Origin of the sequence: Stenotrophomonas sp. (genome assembly GCF_032103445.1) — a bacterium.
Taxonomy (GTDB): domain Bacteria; phylum Pseudomonadota; class Gammaproteobacteria; order Xanthomonadales; family Xanthomonadaceae; genus Stenotrophomonas.
Genome location: NZ_DAMDFR010000026.1, coordinates 19,799 through 38,030 on the forward strand (window position 1 = coordinate 19,799; position 18,232 = coordinate 38,030).

11 protein-coding genes are annotated in these 18,232 nt (G+C 66.8%); 6 read left to right on the plus strand and 5 right to left on the minus strand.

Annotated elements, in window-relative coordinates; genetic code table 11:
- The first annotated feature begins 31 nt into the window (after positions 1 to 31).
- From RT551_RS11270 to RT551_RS11285, 4 genes are all read left to right on the plus strand, one after another.
- The gene (locus RT551_RS11270) at positions 32 to 508 is read left to right on the plus strand and encodes a hypothetical protein (RefSeq protein ID WP_313458599.1); all 477 of its coding nucleotides are present in this window, start codon (positions 32 to 34) and stop codon (positions 506 to 508) included.
- A 77-nt stretch (positions 509 to 585) separates the two neighbouring features.
- Complete coding sequence (locus RT551_RS11275) at positions 586 to 2,370, plus strand: autotransporter assembly complex family protein (protein ID WP_313458600.1); 1,785 nt, start codon at positions 586 to 588, stop codon at positions 2,368 to 2,370.
- Positions 2,367 to 6,212 carry a translocation/assembly module TamB domain-containing protein gene (locus tag RT551_RS11280; RefSeq protein WP_313458603.1) on the plus strand — a complete coding sequence of 1,282 codons (3,846 nt, stop codon included), beginning with the start codon at positions 2,367 to 2,369 and terminating at the stop codon, positions 6,210 to 6,212. The genes RT551_RS11275 and RT551_RS11280 overlap by 4 nt, the downstream gene beginning before the upstream one ends.
- Positions 6,213 to 6,941: 729 nt before the next feature.
- Positions 6,942 to 7,235: a hypothetical protein gene (locus RT551_RS11285; protein WP_313458606.1), complete on the plus strand. Its 294-nt coding sequence runs from the start codon at positions 6,942 to 6,944 to the stop codon at positions 7,233 to 7,235.
- Positions 7,236 to 7,523: 288 nt separating this feature from the next.
- Here RT551_RS11285 and RT551_RS11290 read toward each other — a convergent pair whose 3' ends face one another.
- Genes RT551_RS11290 through RT551_RS11310 form a run of 5 tightly spaced genes read right to left on the minus strand, consistent with a single transcriptional unit; the run spans position 7,524 to position 14,910 of the window.
- Complete coding sequence (locus RT551_RS11290; RefSeq protein ID WP_313458609.1) at positions 7,524 to 8,843, minus strand: hypothetical protein; 1,320 nt, start codon at positions 8,841 to 8,843, stop codon at positions 7,524 to 7,526.
- Positions 8,840 to 10,162: a hypothetical protein gene (locus RT551_RS11295; RefSeq protein WP_313458611.1), complete on the minus strand. Its 1,323-nt coding sequence runs from the start codon at positions 10,160 to 10,162 to the stop codon at positions 8,840 to 8,842. The genes RT551_RS11290 and RT551_RS11295 overlap by 4 nt, the downstream gene beginning before the upstream one ends.
- Positions 10,159 to 11,670, minus strand: a complete 1,512-nt coding sequence (locus RT551_RS11300) for a hypothetical protein (RefSeq protein WP_313458614.1) — start codon at positions 11,668 to 11,670, stop codon at positions 10,159 to 10,161. The genes RT551_RS11295 and RT551_RS11300 overlap by 4 nt, the downstream gene beginning before the upstream one ends.
- Before the next feature lie 4 nt (positions 11,671 to 11,674).
- Positions 11,675 to 13,228 carry a hypothetical protein gene (locus tag RT551_RS11305; RefSeq protein WP_313458617.1) on the minus strand — a complete coding sequence of 518 codons (1,554 nt, stop codon included), beginning with the start codon at positions 13,226 to 13,228 and terminating at the stop codon, positions 11,675 to 11,677.
- Positions 13,225 to 14,910, minus strand: a complete 1,686-nt coding sequence (locus RT551_RS11310) for a molecular chaperone HscC (RefSeq protein WP_313458619.1) — start codon at positions 14,908 to 14,910, stop codon at positions 13,225 to 13,227. The genes RT551_RS11305 and RT551_RS11310 overlap by 4 nt, the downstream gene beginning before the upstream one ends.
- Positions 14,911 to 15,033: 123 nt before the next feature.
- Here RT551_RS11310 and RT551_RS11315 point away from each other — a divergent pair, with 123 nt between their 5' ends.
- Positions 15,034 to 17,181: a S46 family peptidase gene (locus RT551_RS11315; RefSeq protein WP_313458622.1), complete on the plus strand. Its 2,148-nt coding sequence runs from the start codon at positions 15,034 to 15,036 to the stop codon at positions 17,179 to 17,181.
- 113 nt (positions 17,182 to 17,294) lie between these two features.
- Positions 17,295 to 18,050 carry a response regulator transcription factor gene (locus tag RT551_RS11320; RefSeq protein WP_313458624.1) on the plus strand — a complete coding sequence of 252 codons (756 nt, stop codon included), beginning with the start codon at positions 17,295 to 17,297 and terminating at the stop codon, positions 18,048 to 18,050.
- Positions 18,051 to 18,232: the final 182 nt, after the last annotated feature.

The window sequence follows — 18,232 nt, forward strand, 5'->3', positions numbered from 1 at the left end:
TATGCATGCTGACAAGACAGTAGTGCCGTCCATGACCGTCAGCAGTTCCAGCACAGCCGGCGCTTCTGCGCCGGTTGTGTGCGGACCGCCGTTCAGTGAGCTCCTGAAACTCCAGGGAGGTGCGCTGGTGTTCGGCGATACGGCCGAGGGCAGCCACGACCCGCTACCAGCGGAACTGGCGAAGACGCTGGGCGAGTTCCTGGAATCGGGTTACCTGGACGGAGACGACACCGGCCCGGTGCAACGCCTCGTGTCTGCGGCGTGGCAGTCCGAGGGCGTGGAGGAGGGGGCGGTGAATCTGGCACTTCACCCCGATGCCCGGGTGTTCGGTTTTCTGGACTGCCAGGGGGTTGGTGACTGCTATTACGCATATCGGGGGCAGCAGTACTACACGATCTGCATCGAATCCGGTACGGCGACCGGCGGTCCATATGACATCTATGTTTCGCCCGCCATGACCTGGGCGAAGCTCAGGGAGGAACTGGAGTTCCAGAGACGCATGTTGTGAACACGGCGTGATGTCCGCCACCCCCGCACCGCGCGAAACGGGCTTCGCTTTCGGCCCGTTCCCGCTATCCTGTCCCGATGCAGCCAACGAAATACGCCCTCCCCCTGATGGTGCTGGCCCTGCTCGCCGCTTCGGCGGCGCATGCGCGCGGCACCATCGAGAAGGTGGACATCAAGGGATTGGACAAGGGCGACGACGCCGAGATGATCGAGAACATCGAGGTCTCGCTGTCGCTGTACGACACCATCGGCCAGGTGCAGGGCGAGTCGCGCCTGGAGTACCTGCTGTCTCAGGCCGAGCGCCAGACCCGGCAGGCACTGGAGCCGTTCGGGTTCTACAACCCGAAGATCACCGTGGAAAGCCCGCGTGAAGGTGATACCCTGCGCGTGGTCATCCATGTCGAAAAAGGCCCGCCCACCCTGGTGCGGCGCGAGCATATCGACATCACCGGCCCGGCCCAGCTCGACCAGTACCTGCAGGACGACCTGGAGAACTTCCGCCCGCGCAAGGGCCAGCGCTTCGAGCACACCACCTACGAAGCGAGCAAGATCGTCATCACCCGCCGTCTGGCCGAGCGCGGCTACTTCGACGCCGACTATACCGAGCGCCGGGTCGAGATCACCCGCGCCGAGAACGCCGCCGACATCGACCTCACCTGGGACAGCGGTCGCCGCTACAACATGGGCGAAATCCGCTTCAACCAGGACTACTTCGTCGACAAGCTGTTCGACCCGCTGGTGTACTGGGACACCGGCAGCTACTTCCACGAAGGCAAGCTGGACCGCCTGCGTGAGTCACTGACCAAGCTCGACTACTTCAGCACCATCGATATCCAGCCGCGCCCGGACCAGGCCGACGACAACGGCAATGTGCCGGTGGACGTGAATCTCACCCGCGCCAAGCGCACCATCTACACCGCCGGTGTCAGCTACGGCAGCGAGAGCGGGGCGGGTGTGCGCGGCGGCATCGAGCGGCGCTTCCTGAACAACCGCGGCCACAAGATGAACACCCAGCTGGACTACGCGCAGAAGCGCAAGAGTCTGGTGGTCAGCTACCGGGTGCCGGCGTTCCGCTGGCTGGATGGCTGGTACGGGCTTACTGCGAGTGCGTATGACGAGCAGACCGACTACATCGACCTGCGCAACTTCAAGCTGATCGGCAGCCGCAGCGGCCAGCTCAACGAGAACTGGACCCTGATCGCCTCGGTCAACGCACTGCGCGAGCGCTGGCGCTATGCCTCGGGCACCGAGTTCACCAATGCGATCTACAACACCTCCACCCTGGTGTATCCGCAGCTGGTGGCCGACTACGTCAACGTCGACGACAACCTGTTCCCGCGCAAGGGCCTGAGCGGCAGCGCCACGGTGCGCGGCGGCGTGGAAGGCGCGGGCTCGGATACCAGTTTCGTGCAGGCCAACGTGCTGCTGCGCTGGTATATCCCGGTCGGCGACAGCAACCGGCTGATCCTGCGCGGCGAAGGCGGCACCACCTGGACCAGCGACCTGGTCGCGATGCCGCCCAGCCTGCGCTTCTTCGCCGGCGGCGACCGCAGCATCCGCGGCTATGCCTTCCGTGAGGTCGGCCCGCGTACCCCGGAACCCGACAAGTACGCGCTGGGCGCGAAGAACCTGGTGGTCGGCTCGGCCGAGTACGAGCATTACTTTAACGGCGGCCCGTGGGGCGCGGCGGTGTTCGTGGATACCGGTAGCGCCTTCGACAACACCATCGACCTGCACACCGGCGTCGGCTTCGGCGTGCGCTGGAAGTCGCCGGTCGGCCCGGTGCGCGTGGATATCGCGCATGGCTTGAACGACCCGGATTCGCAGTTCCAGCTGTACCTGAACATCGGAGCGGACCTGTGAGCACGCCCACGCCGACCCCGCAGAACAAGATCGCCCCACCGCGCGTGCGCTTCTACCGCAAGCGCCGCTTCTGGGCGTGGTCGGGCTTCACCGCGCTGGGCCTGGGCCTGCTGTTCCTGCTGCTGCTGTACTGGCTGTTGCAGACCGTGGCCGGCCGCGACGTGCTGCTGGCCCAGGTGATGGCACGCCTGCCGGCCGGGGCCACCCTGCAGTGGAGCAAGGTCGACGGGCCGCTGGCAGGGCCGCTGGTACTGCACGACCTGGACTTCCGTTACGACGACATCCACTTCACCGCCAAGCGCGCCTACCTCGACCCCGACCTGCGCCCGCTGCTGGGCCGCAAACTGCAGCTGGACGCGCTGCAGCTCACGGACGCCAGCTTGAATCTGGCCAAGAGTGACGAACCCTTCGAAATGCCGTCGTGGCCGGAATCGCTGCCGCAGATCGAAATGCCGCTGGCGATCCAGGTCGACACCATCACCATCGACGGCTTCCGCATCACCCAGGCCGGCGAGCCGGTGATCAACATCGACAAGGTGCGCGGTGGGCTGGAAGTTGCCACGGGCGAATTCCGCGCCAAGCAGCTGCTGGTGGATAGCGACTATGGCGATTTTCGCATCGATGGTCGCTATGTGCCGCGCAACGACTACTCCACCGACATCACCATCAGTGCATTGATGCCGGCCCCGCGCGGTCGCACGCCGGCGCGGCTGGGGCTGGTGGCGCGTGGCAATCTGGGCCGAATGGAAGTGGCGCTGGCGGGTTACGCGCCGGAGCCGCTGCAGGCCAGCCTGATCTTCGAGGGCCGTGACGACCCGGTGTGGAAGGCCAGTGCGAAGAGCAAGGCACTGGATCTGGCGCTGCTGGTTCCGGGCATGGACGCCAGCACCAGCACGCCGCTGTCGCTGGACTTCCAGGCCAACGGCAAGGGCGGGCAGGCACACCTGCAGGGTCGCGTGCAGCAGGGCGATCTGGTGGTGGAACTGGCCCCGTCCAATGTGGGTCTGGCCGACCAGGTGCTGACCGTGTCGCCGCTGGTGGTGAAGGGCTTCGGCGGGCAGGCCACGCTGCAGGGCAAGGCCGACTTCAGCGATCGCGAGAACGCCAGCCTGCGCTTCTCCATCGTCGCCAACGACCTCACCTACGTGCCGGCGGCCGACCCGTCCACGCCGGGTGCAGCCGCACCGGTGCCGGTGACCCTGAAGGAAGCCCGCATGGGCCTGGCCGGCACGCTGAAGCAGTGGGCGGCCGTGGGCGAGGCGTCGGTCGAGCGCGAGCAGCAGAGCGCCGACCTGCAGTTCGACATCCGTGGCAGCGACCAGGCCGCACAGATCAAGCAGCTGCAGGCCAAGACCCCGGGCGGCACGCTGGATGCCACCGGGCAAGTCGCCTGGGCTCCGCAGCTGGACTGGGACGTGGCCGCCAAGCTGGCCGGGTTCGACCCGGGTTACTTCGTGCCGGGCTGGGACGGGCGTCTGTCCGGCTCGCTGGCCTCCAAGGGCCGGCAGGTGCCGCCGCCCGCAGGCAGCGCGCCCGGTACTGCGGCGACCTATGAAGCCACCGTGGACGTTCCCGGGATCAAGGGCACGCTGCGCAACCGCTCGGTGGACGCGCAGGGGCGCTTTGCGATCCGCGGTGCACAGGGCGAGGGTGATGTGCGGCTGGCGGTAGGCAACAGCCGCCTGACCGCCAAGGGCAGCGTGGGCGACCGCCTCGACGTGCAGGCGCAGCTGGACCCGGTGCAGCTGGATGACCTGCTGCCCGGCAACAGCGGCACCCTGCGCGGGTCGGTGCAGGTGCGGGGGCCGCGTACCGCGCCGGACATCACCGCCGATCTGGTCGGCAATGGTCTGCGCTACGGCGACTACAGCGCTGAATCGCTCAGCATCAAGGGTCGCCTGCCGTGGCAGGGTGACAACGGCACGCTGGCGCTGCAGGGCACGGCGGTGCAGGTCGGCATGCTGCTGGACACGCTCAGCGTCAATGCGCGCGGCAGTGTCTCCAACCTGCGTCTGGATGCGCAGGCGCGCAACGAACTGGGTGCGGTGGCGCTGCAGGGCGGGGTGCGTCAGCAGGGCAATGCGTGGCGTGGTGATCTTTCGCAGTTGAACATCGCCCCGATCAAGGGCGATGCCTGGAACCTGCGCGGCCCGGCGACCTTCGCGGTTCAGGGCAGCAACTTCACCCTCAGCGACACCTGCCTGGGTGCGGCCACCGGCGGCGCGCTCTGTGCCAGCGCCAACTGGCCGCGTGACGGGCTGGTGGTGCGCGGCGACGCGTTGCCACTGGCGCTGGTGCAGCCGTGGCTGCCGCCGCAGTCGGGCCGGCGTATCCATCTGCGTGGCGAAATCACCTTGGACGGGCGCATTCGTCCGCGTGGCAACGCGTGGGAAGGCAACGCGCGCATTGCCTCGATGGAAGGCGGCATCCGCCTCGGCGACAACGCGCGTGGCGAGCTGGTGCGGTATGACCAGTTCTCGGCCAGCGTGGACATGACCCCGGCGCAGATCGTCGGCAAGCTGGGCGTGGGCTTCCAGGGCAACGGCTTCGTGGATGCGAAGTTCCAGACCGGCTGGGAGGCCAGCGCGCCGCTGAATGGCGAGCTGTACCTCAACATGTCGCGGCTGTACTGGCTGGAGCTGTTCTCGCCGGACATCGTACGCCCGACCGGCTTGATTGAAGGTCACGTCAGCCTGCGCGGCACGCGTGGGCAGCCGTCGCTGGGTGGCGAGGCCAAGCTGAGCAACTTCAAGGGTGAGTTCCCGGCGCTGGGGCTGACGTTCGATCAAGGCTCGGGCAGCTTCGTGGCGCAGCCGGATGGTTCGGCGAAGATCACCGCGCAGGCGAACTCGGGCAAGGGCACGCTGTTCGTGGACGGCGGATTGTCGTGGTTCGGCGACGCGCAGCCGCTGCAGCTGCACATCCACGGCGAGAACGTGTTGCTGTCGAACACGCCGGAACTGCGGATCGTGGCCAATCCGAATCTCGACTTCACCCTGGCGCAGACGGCGATGGAGCTGCGCGGCACGGTGCATGTGCCGGAGGCGGACATCGATCTGGAGCGCCTGGATCGCGGTACCTCGGTGTCCGAGGACGTGGTGATTCTGGACCCGGCGGACCCGGAAGAAACGCCGACCTCGCCGCTGGACATGGACCTGACGGTGAGCCTGGGCGACAAGGTCAACATGGCCGGCTTCGGTCTGAAGGGTGGGCTGGGCGGCAAGATGCAGGTGTGGGCGCGCCCGGGCCGGGAAATGACGGCCAACGGTGCGCTGGAAGTGCGCGGGCGCTACAAGGCGTACGGCCAGGACCTGACGATCACGCGTGGCAACCTCAACTGGAACTACAACGCGGTGTCGGATCCGCGCATCAACATCCGCGCGGAGCGCCGGATTGGTGACGTGACGGCGGGCATCGATGTGACCGGGCGTGCGCAGTCGCCGCGCGTGGACGTGTGGTCGGAACCGGCGATGTCGCAATCCGAAGCACTGGCGTACCTGGTGTTGGGCCGCAGCCTGACCAACGCGAGCAGCGACCAGACCCAGCAGGTAACGGCAGCTTCGGCGGCATTGTCGGCGGGCAGTGGCCTGCTGGCCTCGCAGCTGGGCGCGAAGCTGGGCCTGGACGACGCAGGCGTAAGCCAGTCGCGCGCGCTGGGCGGTTCGGTGATCGGCTTCGGCAAGTACATCTCGCCCAAGCTGTACATCGGCTACGGCGTCTCGATGGTCGGCAGCGGTTCCGTGCTCACGCTGAAGTACCTGCTACGCCGCGGCTTTGACCTCGAACTCGAATCGAGCACCGTGGAAAACCGGGGCTCCCTCAACTGGCGGCGCGAGAAATAATCTCGCGCCTGGTGATGGATTCACGCGAACAACGCTCGGTTCAACGTTCTTCTGGTTGGGCGGGTCGGGGTGGGTTTGCGGGACACGCCGTAAACCCATCCATGGGGGCTCGTCAAAAACATCCATGTTTTTGACGGTCCCGCAAACCCACCCCGACCCACCTTCGACAGGTGATCGGTGGCCACGGGAAATCAAAATCCAACCGCGATACTCGCTCCGGGCCCTGATCGGACCCTGATCGCCCTTGCTTTGGTAGCGTCGGTCGACAGACGACGGCACGGAAACGCCCAACATCCGGTAACGCATGACCTCGGATCGAAACCGCGCTCCCCCCGCCAAAACACGCCAATTGCGCCACCGCAAAACCCTGCGAACCGGGCTCGCCGCAACCAAACCCAACCCATTCGCGACACCCACCAAATCCCGCGAATCCCCGCGCCACAACGCCCGAACGTGCGCCGCAACCCAATCGCGTCACGCCACGCAAAACCACCGCGCGCCGCGCCAACATCACGCAAGAATTCCTACATCCGCTATCGTTGCGTCTGTTGCATGGTTGGCCCAAGAGTCTGAAAGCTCTAACTGCACATGTAAGCAAGACAATGCCGGGAGGGTGGCGCAATACAACACCCTCGCGGAAATACGTCACGCCGTGCGTGTGCAGACGGCTTTCAGCCTCCCGGCTTCCCCGCCATCCCGGCGGGGAAGAGTCTCTACGAGAGGTCAATCATGCAAAAGAAAGAAAAACCCCGCACCATCTACCACTGGCACACCCCGCGCAGCATCCAGGTTCACACGCTGCACCGCGAAGGTGTGGAGCGCCAGCCCGACGATCCGTTGATTCCCTGCATCAAGCTACGCGGCATGTGGATATCACGCGCGGGGATTGAACCCGGCACACGTGTCAAAGTAGAAGCCGGCCCGGGCTACATCCTGCTTTCACCGCACGAGCCGACCGTTGCGGTGACCTACCTGCGCGACCGGCAGGGCCCGGCGGGCAGCATTGCGATGGTCTGCCGATGAACTTACGCCAGTGAATCCCTGCATGGACGCATGTGGGGATTCACGTTGAAAGCCGTGATCGGCTGGCGGAGAGTGGGTCGATGACACGCATGGCGTGTCACTACACGGGAATCATCGCAATGATGGGTTCGTTAGGAATGGTGACTTGGTAGCGTCGGTCGACAGACGACGGCCCTCAAACACACCACACCCGGTAACGCATGACCACGGGTCGAAGCGCGCGGTCTGCCAAGTGCCCTGCAAACGCATGGCCACAGAACGATGACGCACAGCCGGGCAAGCCCGGCTCTACGCGCGGTCGTCGCGCAGGTCCATCCACCAGCACAGCAGTGCAGCGCCCCAAGCGGGCACCAGCAGTACGGTGGCACCGAGCAGGCTCAACGCATCACCGGGATTGCCCTGCGATGGGGTGTCCTGCCGTTGCATCCGCCGCGCCCACGCGAGGTGCAGGGTGAGGGCGCTGATCAGCCAGGTAACGCTGAGCGCGCCGCATGGCATGCCGTCGGTCCAGTGCAGGCCCAGCCACACCACCGCGATGCTGATCAGCACCAGCAGCGGAACCACCAGCCTCCACAGAAGCCTTGGCATGGGACTGCTGGGCTGCCAAGCCAACTGCCAATGCACCAGTGCCCGCCACGACACGCCGGCTGCCCAAATCAGAGGCCCGAAAAGCGTTGCACCCAGAATGATCACAACCGCCTTCTGCGGACCGCTGAACCAGCCGCCTTCGGAGGGTGGCAGTGGCCAGCTGCTGACCACGCCCCAGGTGCAGATAAGACCGAGCACCAGGCCTGCCAGGCAGACGCGCGCACCGTTGTACAGGGTGTGCAGGCGGGGCCGGATGCCAAATCGCGCCCAGAAAGCGACCTGATCCGCGTCCAGCCCGGGCGGCGTCTGTCGCGTGTACCAGTATTCCAGCGCGCTCAACAGGCCCACGGCCTCGGCGGCGCGCCCGGGAACCAACGCGGTCAGCCGATTTCGCCAACGTGGCCGCGGCTGGCGCATCGACCGAAGCACGCTGCCCTCCGGCATCAGCATGCCGTCGGTCTGCGCAATGTAACGTCGGGCCAGCGCCTGCTCGCCGTCTGCGGACAACAACCAGGCCTGCTCACAGCGCCGCCGTACCCACTCAACGTCCTCCTGCCACAGCGGACTGTTGAGATCGTCCCAGCCGAAGCACAGGCTCAGGCAGTCGAACACGCTGGGTGCCAGCCGCAGCTCGCACGTCGCAATGGTCGAGAACACTGCAAGGCCGATGCGGGGCTTGTCGTCCAGTGACCAAAGTTCGGGCAGCGCCTGCAGCCATGCATCCAGCTCGCGGGCACCCAGCGCAGCGGCCTGCTCGGCAATGCGCTGGGCCACGGCCGTGACATCCAGCGGTTCGATCGCAGCCCCGTACTGCGGTGTCTGCATGGATCGCATCGGTGCACTGGAATCACTTTCATGCGCAACGGCAGCCAGCGCGTCTCTATACGCCGCGTGCAGCCGCTGGAAACCCTCGGGGTCTTCGTCTGGGCGTGTACGGCGCAACAGCTGCGCGTAGGCGCGCTTGATTTCCCGCTCATCCGCGCCGGGCTCCAGCCCCAGCCATTGCAGCCCCCAGCTCATACGTGCGCACTCCAACGCATCCGATCGCGGTTCTGATACAGGTCCACACCCCAGTACACACACGCCAGCACCAGCGCGGGCCACACCATCAATGCGGCCGGCACCAGCACCAGCAGGCTCATGAACGGCGCTCTTGGCGATTCGCCACGACGAACACGCAACCGCTGCTGGCCCAGGCGCAGTACCTTCCAGCTCATCAGCACGGTGAGCACGGTGCGGATGAAGACCAGGTCCGTCGACATCAGAACCGCACACCCCACCGCAGTGCCGGCGACCAGCAGGGGAATGCCGAATGCGCGCAACAAGGGCTGCGTGCTGGGTACCTCCTCGTCGACCCACTGCCAGTTCCGCAGTCTGGCACCGACGTAGTCGCTGATCGGGAACCAGGCGGGCAGCAGCGTGGCCACCAGGAACACCACCACCGAATCCAGCAACGGAACCGGTGCGGTGCCCGCCCACCACAGTCCACCGTTGGCGGCGGTCCATGCGAGCGCGCCAAGCAGTAACAGGCACAACGGCAGAACACGTAGCAGACCAACCTGCAGGGCAACCACATCGGACGCCGCACGCAGCCGGGTCCAGAAACGTAGTTGCCCAGGATCAACGCCACCGGGCAACGGTCGGTCAGGATGGAGGTCCAACCCGGCCATCAACGCGCCGATCTCGCGTCCGACGCGCGGTCTCAGCGCGGCGAACAGATTCTGCAGACGCGAGCGTGGAACCCGGAGCGCATCCAGCCTCGCGCGCATCTGCGCTGAGTCACCGCCCATGATGATCTCGGCGGCACGCTCGAATGACACCGGCGTGCTCGACTGCGGAATCTGTCGCCATGCCTGATGGGCACGCACCACGTGCTGATGCCACTCGTAGGGATCCACGCCGCTGTACACGTCGTCGAAGCCGAAGAAGCGATACAGGTCAGCCAGCTTGGCTTGGTTCAGTGCAAGCGTGCCGCTGCGCAGTGTGTCAATCAGGAGCCAGCCGGCGGTGTGCCGGATGTCCAACGACCAATCGCGGGTCTGTGTCATCAGCCACTGCGCATACTGCCCATTCGGCACGTCGCCACTGTGCCTCAGCAATTGCTGCAGCGCCTCAGCTGCATCCAGTGGTACGTCGGGAAGCTGGCGCGCAGGCAGCTTGACGAGAACGTCCCCACCTCGGCCACCTGTCAGCGCATCCTGATAGGCATCGTGCAGGCGCTGGAACCCGACTGGATCCTCATCCGGACGCGTGCTGCGCAACCGCTGCGCATACGCCCGCTTGATCGCCCGCTCATCTGCACCGGCATCCAGCCCCAACCACTCAAGGCCCCAGCTCATGGGTGGCCCCGCGGCTTTCGCGGCGCGTTCGAGAGCGGTACCTGCGCGACGGCGTCTGTCGCCCACAGTAGCAGCGCGCCAATTGCAGCAATCTCGCCGACGGCCAGCACCGCCCCGAATTTTTCAAGCCATGGCAACAGGATCACGACCACGCCGATCATCCACGGACTGAACTTCATCCGGAACGGACCGCGTGCCAGCAATCGAATCATTGCCAAGGCCGCCACCGGCCACGCCAGGGTCACCCCGGCAAGGCGCACGTCCGTTCCCCGCATGAGCCACAGCGCGGCACAGGCCAGGACTGGAATCACCAGCAGGCGCACGATCCAGCCGCGAGGGCGCGGATGCTCGGCACCGGCTTGCCACTGCACGAATCCTACCAGCGGCAAAATCATTGATCCGAGCACCAGCAGGCTGAGGCCCACGATCAATGCCGGCTGAAGGTCGCCCCAGTAACCCCGGTGCCCGCCAGCGAAGCCATCGGCAATCCCCTTCACCAAAATGAGCGCCGCCACGCCAACTCCGAGCAGCGCGCTGCGGAACATCGCCAGCTGGATCTTGGTGCCGTTGACTTCATTCCGACGGTTCAACGCCTGCCAGAACTCAATCTGACGGGGTTGCAGCGGTCGGCTGCCTGCCTTCGCGCGAAACCGTGCCAGCACTTCGCCCATCTCGTGCGCACGGCCTGGCAGGGTCGCCGACATCAGCGCACGCAGTCGATTCCATGGCCGGCGCAGCCGCGCAACGCGCCGGTCGTCCTCGCCTGGAGCCGGGGATGGACGCAGGGGCGCGCGGTACACAGTAGGGTCGTCGACCTCATCAAGGCGGAACAGCCACAGCCCGTGCAGCCGCTCCCGACATTCCTCCAGGTCGAGGGGATCCACGCCACTGCCTACGTCGTTCCAGCCGAAGCAGTCCGCCAGTGCATCAAACGTAGATTCGTGGATAGGCGCGTCCACCCGCTGCAGACGCTGCAGTACTGCCTCGCCAATGCGGGGTTTGTCACCCACCGACCACAACTCCGGCTGTGCCGTCAGCCACTGTGCCATGGCATGGGAATCGATCCGGCACGCCTTCTTGGTCACCCTGCGCGCAAAGCGCTCGACATCCAGCGCAGGCGGCGCAACGGGCGGTAACTGCAGGTCCGGCCGTACAGGCGGAACCTCGGCTACTGCGCCGCCGCTGGTGACTGAAATAACCGGGTCATGCAAGGCCTGGGCGTCGGTGTGCACGGGCGACACCCCCGCAAGCGTGTCGCCGAGGTCTGGCCGGCACTGCGTCGCGTGGGCCAGTCCTGTTTCGACCTCCTGTACCTCTGCGCTGCCCAGCGTATGCCCGTCTCGGTACTTCACCCAGGCCAGCGCGGCTTGATACGCCTCATGCAGACGTTGAAACCCGGCCGGATCCTCGTCCGGGCGCGTGCTGCGCAACTGCCTGGCATAGGCCCGCTTGATCGCGCGCTCATCCGCGTCCTCTTCCAGCCCGAGCCAATCCATGCCCCAGCTCATTGGTCTAGCGCCTTGCGCGGTTGTTGACCGCATCAATGGCCCAGAGGATCAGGGCGGCGGCCGCTGGAACTTCCCCAAACAGCAGAGCGACGCCGCCCACCTTGACGAGCGGGACGAGCGCCAGCAACCCCCAGCCGCCGAACCGTCCGCTGAGCTGCAGTTCGAAAGCACCGCGACGCCACCAGCGCACCAGCGCGATCAGGGCGGCGGAAAACGCCAGCAGCGTGCCGGCGATGCGCTGGTCCAGGACATGGATGATCAGAATGGAGGCAATGGCCAGCGTGGGCACCAACAATCGTTGCAGCCACAGGGCGCGCTGTCCGGGCACTTCGTCCGCAGATTGCCATTCGAGCAGGCGTCGCATCGGCATCACCAGCATGCCGCCAGCGAACAGCAACAGGGCACCGTACAGGCCGAGTTCGAGGGTCTGTCCCATCGACCTCGGCCCATTCGGGCGGACGGCCAGGGCAGCGACCACGATCAACGTCAGCCACGCCAATGCACATGCCAGGCTGCGCAGCGCCACCAGCTGCATCTTGGGGACATTGAACTGGCCGGGCCGGGTCAACGCCAACCAGAACGCCACCTGTTCCCGCTGCAGCGATGCGGGGGCCTGTTCCACCGTTTCAATGCCCAGCACATCCAGCAGGTGTCGCATGGCCGGTACGCGTTCGAGCAGCGAGGCGTACAGCAGGGCGCGCCACCGCTTGTTCGGACGGCTCAGCCACGCCAGTCGCTTCCCGGCCTGTACCGGGTTGACTGACGCGCCGGGCCGGTTCAGGTAGTGCGCCAACCACGCATGATTGTCGGGCTGCACGACCCACTCACGATGCAGTCGCTGGCGGGCGGTGCGTGCCGTATCCGGGTCCAGCTCGCTGCCGACCTCGTCCCAACCGAAACAGCGGCTCAGCGCATCGAAGTTCTCCATACGCACGGGCGCATTGCCGTAGAGAACGTGCCACAGCACCTGCGCCCCCACCAAGGGCTTGTCACGCAGCGACCATAGTTCCCTCCGCTGCTGCAGCCAGCGTTCGAACTCCACCGGTGGCCCTTTCGAGGCCGCGTCGAGCACGCGTTCGGCGAACGCGGTGACGTCCAGTGGAGGCTCGCTCAGTTCGGAGACCTGCAGATCTGGACGCGGGGGAGGCACCGACGGCGATGCGGAGCCGGTCGCCACCGGCTGCACCGGGTCGTGTTGCCTCAGTTCGTCGGACTCCGGTTCGAGCGGACGCAGCCCGGCTACGAACGGAACCGAAGCGGCGCGTTCTGCCGACGGTGCAGGCGGCTCAGGCGATTCAACGGAGACCGGGTCCTTGGCCGGCAGGGCAGACACCGTCTGAGCAACGTTCTCACTGTCGTCCTGCTCGTCCTCCGCCGCGTCCCACTGCGCCCGATACTTCGCGTACGCCAGCGCTGCCTGATAGGCCTCATGCAGCTGCTGGAACCCAGCCGGATCCTCATCCGGTCGCGTCGTGCGCAGCCGCTTGGCGTACGCGCGCTTTACCGCGCGTTCGTCGGCGTCCTCGTCCAGCTCCAGTTCGGCGTGGCCCCAACTCACGCGTCGCGTTCCAGCGCGTCCATCGCCTCCAGCAGCTCGCCGCGGTGTTTCTCGATACGCGCCAGGTCCTGGCTGTCCAGTACATGGCGGAACTGCTGCAGCCAGTGCTGGACCAGTTCGCGCTGATCGATGAACTCTTCATACAGGCGCTCGGCACGCGCCAGCACCGCCACGTTCTGCTGCACGTCACGCGGGTGGATCTTCAGCCCCTGCAGCGCCTGCAGGCGCGACTGGATTTCCTCCGGCGAGAGCAGCCCCGGGTTCTGTTCCAGCACCAGCTCGTAGCGCTTGCCGCTGGCGTCTTCGGTGACTTCCACCTGCAGTAGTCCGTTCACGTCGTAGGTGAAGCGCGTGGTCAGACCCTTCTCGGAGGCCTTGCCACGGGCCAGCGGAATACGCAGTTCGCCCAGCTTGATGTTCTTGTCCACGGTGGGGCTTTCGCCCTGGTAGACGTCGATGACCACTTCGCGCTGGTCGTCGCGCACCGGGAAGAACCGATCTTCACGGCTCACCGGCACCACGCTGTTGCGCTGGATGATCGGGTGGAAATAGCCGGCGCGCTCGCCGCCGTCGGGGCCGCGACGCGAGACCTGGGTGCCCAGCGTGTACGGGCACACGTCGGTCAGCACGATCTCTTCCAGGGTCTGGTCGCGGCTCTTCAGGCCGGCCGCCACGGTCGCGCCCAGCGCGATCGCCTGGTCGGGGTGGATGTGGCGTAACGGCAGGCGGCCGAACATGCGCGTGACCAGGCGGCTGATCATCGGCATGCGCACCGCGCCGCCAACCAGCACGATGTCATCCAGTGCTTCCGGCTTGATCCGCGCATCGCGGATGGCGCGTTCGATCGGGCCGCGCATGCGCTGCAGCAGCGGCTCGCACAGCTGCGCGTAACGCGCTTCGTCCAGCGTCCAGTTGAACTCGCGGTTGGCCAGGGTCATCTGCAGCGTGCAGTCGCCCTGCGAACTCAGCTCGCGCTTGAACTGCTCCAGGCGGCGCAGCAGCTGGGCCTGTTCGGCGGCCGCCAGCGTCTTGCCACCCAGGCCCTGGTCGGCGTGGAAGGCATCCACCAGCACCTGCAGGAAGTCCTCGCCACCGAGGAAGTTGTCGCCGGCGCTGGCGTGCACTTCGATCACGCCCTCGAACAGCTCCAGAATCGAGACGTCGAAGGTACCGCCGCCCAGGTCCAGCACCAGCACACGACCCTCTTCATCGCGCTGCTGCAGCCCGTAGGCGAGCGCGGCGGCGGTGGGTTCATTGATCAGGCGCTCGACGCGGATGCCAGCCAGTTCGCCAGCGGCGCGGGTGGCCTTGCGTTGCGCGTCGGAGAAGTAGGCCGGCACGCTGATCACCGCTTCCTCGACCTTCTGGCCCAGCGCCGCTTCGGCATCGGCCAGCAGCGAGCGCAGCACCAGCGCGGACAGCTCCTCGGCGCGGAACGCACGGCCGCCCAGGCGGACCTCGCGGTCGCTGCCCATCCAGCGCTTGAAGTGCGCCACGGTGTGCTGCGGGTGGCTGACCAGGCGCTCCTGCGCGGCCTTGCCGACCAGCACGGTATCGCCATCCAGGCTGACCACCGACGGGGTCAGCAGGTCGCCATGTGCATTGGGGAACAGCTCCCCTCCCTGGGCCCGGTGCACGCCGATCAACGAATGCGTGGTACCGAGATCTATCCCTACGATCATCTGCAATCCCCCTTGCTCGAGGGGTGATTCTAGCCAGCCGGTGTCGCCCCTGACCATTGGCCGTTGCCCCCACACCCCCCAGCGGCTATGGTCCCGGGCTGTTTCGTACTGCCGGAAATGCCGATGTCCGCACGCACTGCCCTCTCCACCGCCCTGGCCCTGGGCCTGACCCTGGCCGCCAGCGCCCACGCCGACGAAGGCATGTGGATGCCGACCCAGCTGCCCGAGCTGGCCAAGCCGCTGAAGGCGGCCGGTTTCAAGGGCAACCCGGCCGATCTGGCCAACGTGACCGCACCGCCGCTGAGCGCGGTGGTCCGTGCCGGCGGTGGCACCGGCTCGTTCGTGTCCGCGGACGGCCTGCTGCTGACCAACCACCATGTGGCCATGGGCGTGATCCAGTACAACACCTCGCCCGAGCACAATCTGATCGACAACGGCTTCATCGCCAGCGGCCGCAGCGATGAGCGCCCGGCCAACCCGGACTTCCGCGTGCTGGTCACCACCGGCTTCGACAAGGTCACCGATGAGGTGCTGCGCGATGCGCGCGGCAAGACCGGCCGCGCCTATTTCGACGCGGTGGACAAGGCCAGCAAGCGCCTGGTGGCCGAGTGCGAAAGCGCCGGCAACGTGCGCTGCAGCATCGCCGACATGTACTACGGCACCGACTTCTACCGCATCCGCCAGCTGGAACTGAGCGATGTGCGCCTGGTGTACGCACCGCCGCGCGCGATCGGCAACTACGGCGATGAGATCGACAACTTCATGTGGCCGCGCCACACCGGTGACTTCACCCTGCTGCGCGCCTATGTGGGCAAAGACGGCAAGCCCGCCGCCTACAGCCCGGACAACGTGCCGTACCAGCCGCCGGCACACCTGAAGATGGCCCTGGATGGCCCGAAGACCGGCGACTACGCGATGCTGGCCGGCTACCCGGGCATCACCTACCGCCACCGCACCGCGGCCGAATTCGCCGGCCAGATCGATGCGGTGCTGCCGCGCCGGGTCGACGTGTTCCAGCAGATGATCGACACCATCGAAGCAGCCACCGCCAAGGATGCGCAGGCGCGCACCCGCTATGCCTCGCAGCTGCAGTCGCTGAAGAACAACCGCAAGCGTGCCGCCGGTGAGCTGGAAGGCCTGCTGCGCAGCGATGCCAAGGCCCAGCGCGCCAGCGATGAAGCGGCGATGCTGCAGGCCACCGACGCGAAGTACCAGGGCGACATCCAGGCCCTGTTCGCCTCCCTGTCGCAGGGCGCATCGGTGGGCGAGCGCGACCTGTTGCTGGACCTGGCCGCCAGCCAGAGCCAGCTGCTGCGCTCGGCGCTGATGCTGGAACGTCTGCGCATTGAATCGGCCAAGCCCGATGCCGAACGCGAAACCGGCTACCAGCAGCGCGACCAGGCGTTGATTGAAGGCACCTTGAAGCAGGTCCAGCGCCGCTATGCGCCGGCGGTGGAAAAGGCGCTGCTGACCAACCTGCTGACCCGCTACCAGCAGCTGCCCGATGCGCAGCGCGTGCCCGAGTTCGACGCCGCCTTCGGCCGCACCCCGGCGGCGCTGGTCAAAGCCCTGGACACGCTGTACGCCGGCACCGCGCTGGGTGATGAAGCGCAGCGCCTGAGCCGCTTCGCCGCGGCGAAGGAAGGCAAGGCCCTGGCTGCGGATCCGCTGATCGACCTGGCCGGCCCACTGGTGGCCGCGCAGCTCCGCCTGGAAGACCAGCGCAAGCAGCGTGAGGGCGAGCAGCTGCGCCTGCGCCCGGCCTACATGCAGGCGCTGTTTGCCTGGCGGGCCAAGCAGGGCCGCGCGGTGTACCCGGACGCGAACCGCACCCTGCGCATCAGCTACGGCAAGGTCGAAGCCCTGTCGCCGCGCGATGCCGTGCATTTCGACCCGGTTACCACCGTGGCCGGCATTGTCGAGAAGAACACCAACGCCTACCCGTTCGATGCGCCCAAGCCGCTGCTGGCGGCGATTGCCAAGGGTGATTTCGGCAGCACCGCCGACCCGGTGCTGAAGACCCAGACGGTCAACTTCCTGACCAACCTGGACACCACCGGTGGCAATTCGGGTTCGCCGGTGCTGAATGCGCGGGGCGAGCTGATCGGGCTCAACTTCGACAGCAACTGGGAGTCGGTCAGCGCCAGCTGGTGGTTCGACCCGCGCTTCAAGCGCGCCGTGCACGTGGACATGCGCTACCTGCGCTGGCTGCTGGCCAAGGTGTACCCGGCTCCGGAGCTGCTGAAGGAAATGGGTGTGCCTGCCGAGTAAGCGCGCCGGGCGTTTGGGAGGCCCCCGACCATGGTCGGGGACCCCCCGGGTCGCATTTGACGCGAAACCGGGGCAGACTGGCCCCGGAATCAAGAAGATGTGACGGGTACCGGGTGGCAGTGAAGGAAGACGGTCGCGGCGATCCCGCGGCCCCGCAGACGACATTGGAGGGCCTGCACGTCTGGGTGGTCGAGGACGACCCGGAACTGCTGGCATTGAGCGTGGACGAGCTGCGCTGGCGCGGCGCGCAGGTGCGTGGACTGGACAGCGCCGAGGCGCTGTACCGGCATCTGGCGGTGGAGCGCTGCGACATCGTGGTGCTCGACATCGGCCTGCCGGGCGAAGACGGCTACGCCGTCGCGCGGCATCTGCGCAGCATGGCCGAGATCGGCATCGTCATGCTCACCGGGCGCGGCAGCACCCACGACATGACCCATGGGCTGGCCCAGGGCGCGGACGTGTACCTGGTCAAGCCGGTGGCCGGCGATCTGCTGGCCGCCGCACTGGTCAGCCTGCGCCGGCGCCTGCATCGGGGCGCACCCTCGGCAACGGGTGCACCTGCGCCGTCCGTGCCCAGCTGGCAGCTGCAGAGCGACGGCTGGAGCCTGCAGGCTCCCAACGGCAAGGCGCTGGCCCTGACCGGGGCCGAGCGCGGCTTCCTGCGCGCGCTGATGGTCACATCCAGTGCGCCGGTAGAGCGCGAAACGCTGATTGCGGCGGTTACCGACACCCCGTGGGATTTCGACCCGCACCGTCTGGACGTGCTGGTGCATCGCCTGCGCAGCCGGGTGCAGAGCGCGACCGGACTGGTGCTGCCGGTGCGCGCGCTGCGCGGTGCCGGTTATCTGTGGACGGACGGCGCGGCCTGATTGCATCCGACCCGTAGAGCCGGGCTTGCCCGGCTGCTCTTGGCGTCCCACCCGCGTGAGCTTCGGTGAGCAACCGTTAGCGCCGCGGCACTGACTTCACAAATTATTCACAACACAATGCGCGCCGCCCGGACCTGCCGGCGACGCCGGTCGCCTGCACCCCGGGGATTCACCCGACAGGG

Bases quoted from the DNA above. Each gene is read 5' to 3' on its own strand.
- RT551_RS11270 (WP_313458599.1), top strand. From the start codon at position 32: ATGACCGTCAGCAGTTCCAGCACAGCCGGCGCTTCTGCGCCGGTTGTG.
- RT551_RS11275 (WP_313458600.1), top strand. From the start codon at position 586: ATGCAGCCAACGAAATACGCCCTCCCCCTGATGGTGCTGGCCCTGCTC.
- RT551_RS11285 (WP_313458606.1), top strand. From the start codon at position 6,942: ATGCAAAAGAAAGAAAAACCCCGCACCATCTACCACTGGCACACCCCG.
- RT551_RS11290 (WP_313458609.1), bottom strand. From the start codon at position 8,843: ATGAGCTGGGGGCTGCAATGGCTGGGGCTGGAGCCCGGCGCGGATGAG.
- RT551_RS11295 (WP_313458611.1), bottom strand. From the start codon at position 10,162: ATGAGCTGGGGCCTTGAGTGGTTGGGGCTGGATGCCGGTGCAGATGAG.
- RT551_RS11300 (WP_313458614.1), bottom strand. From the start codon at position 11,670: ATGAGCTGGGGCATGGATTGGCTCGGGCTGGAAGAGGACGCGGATGAG.
- RT551_RS11310 (WP_313458619.1), bottom strand. From the start codon at position 14,910: ATGATCGTAGGGATAGATCTCGGTACCACGCATTCGTTGATCGGCGTG.
- RT551_RS11315 (WP_313458622.1), top strand. From the start codon at position 15,034: ATGTCCGCACGCACTGCCCTCTCCACCGCCCTGGCCCTGGGCCTGACC.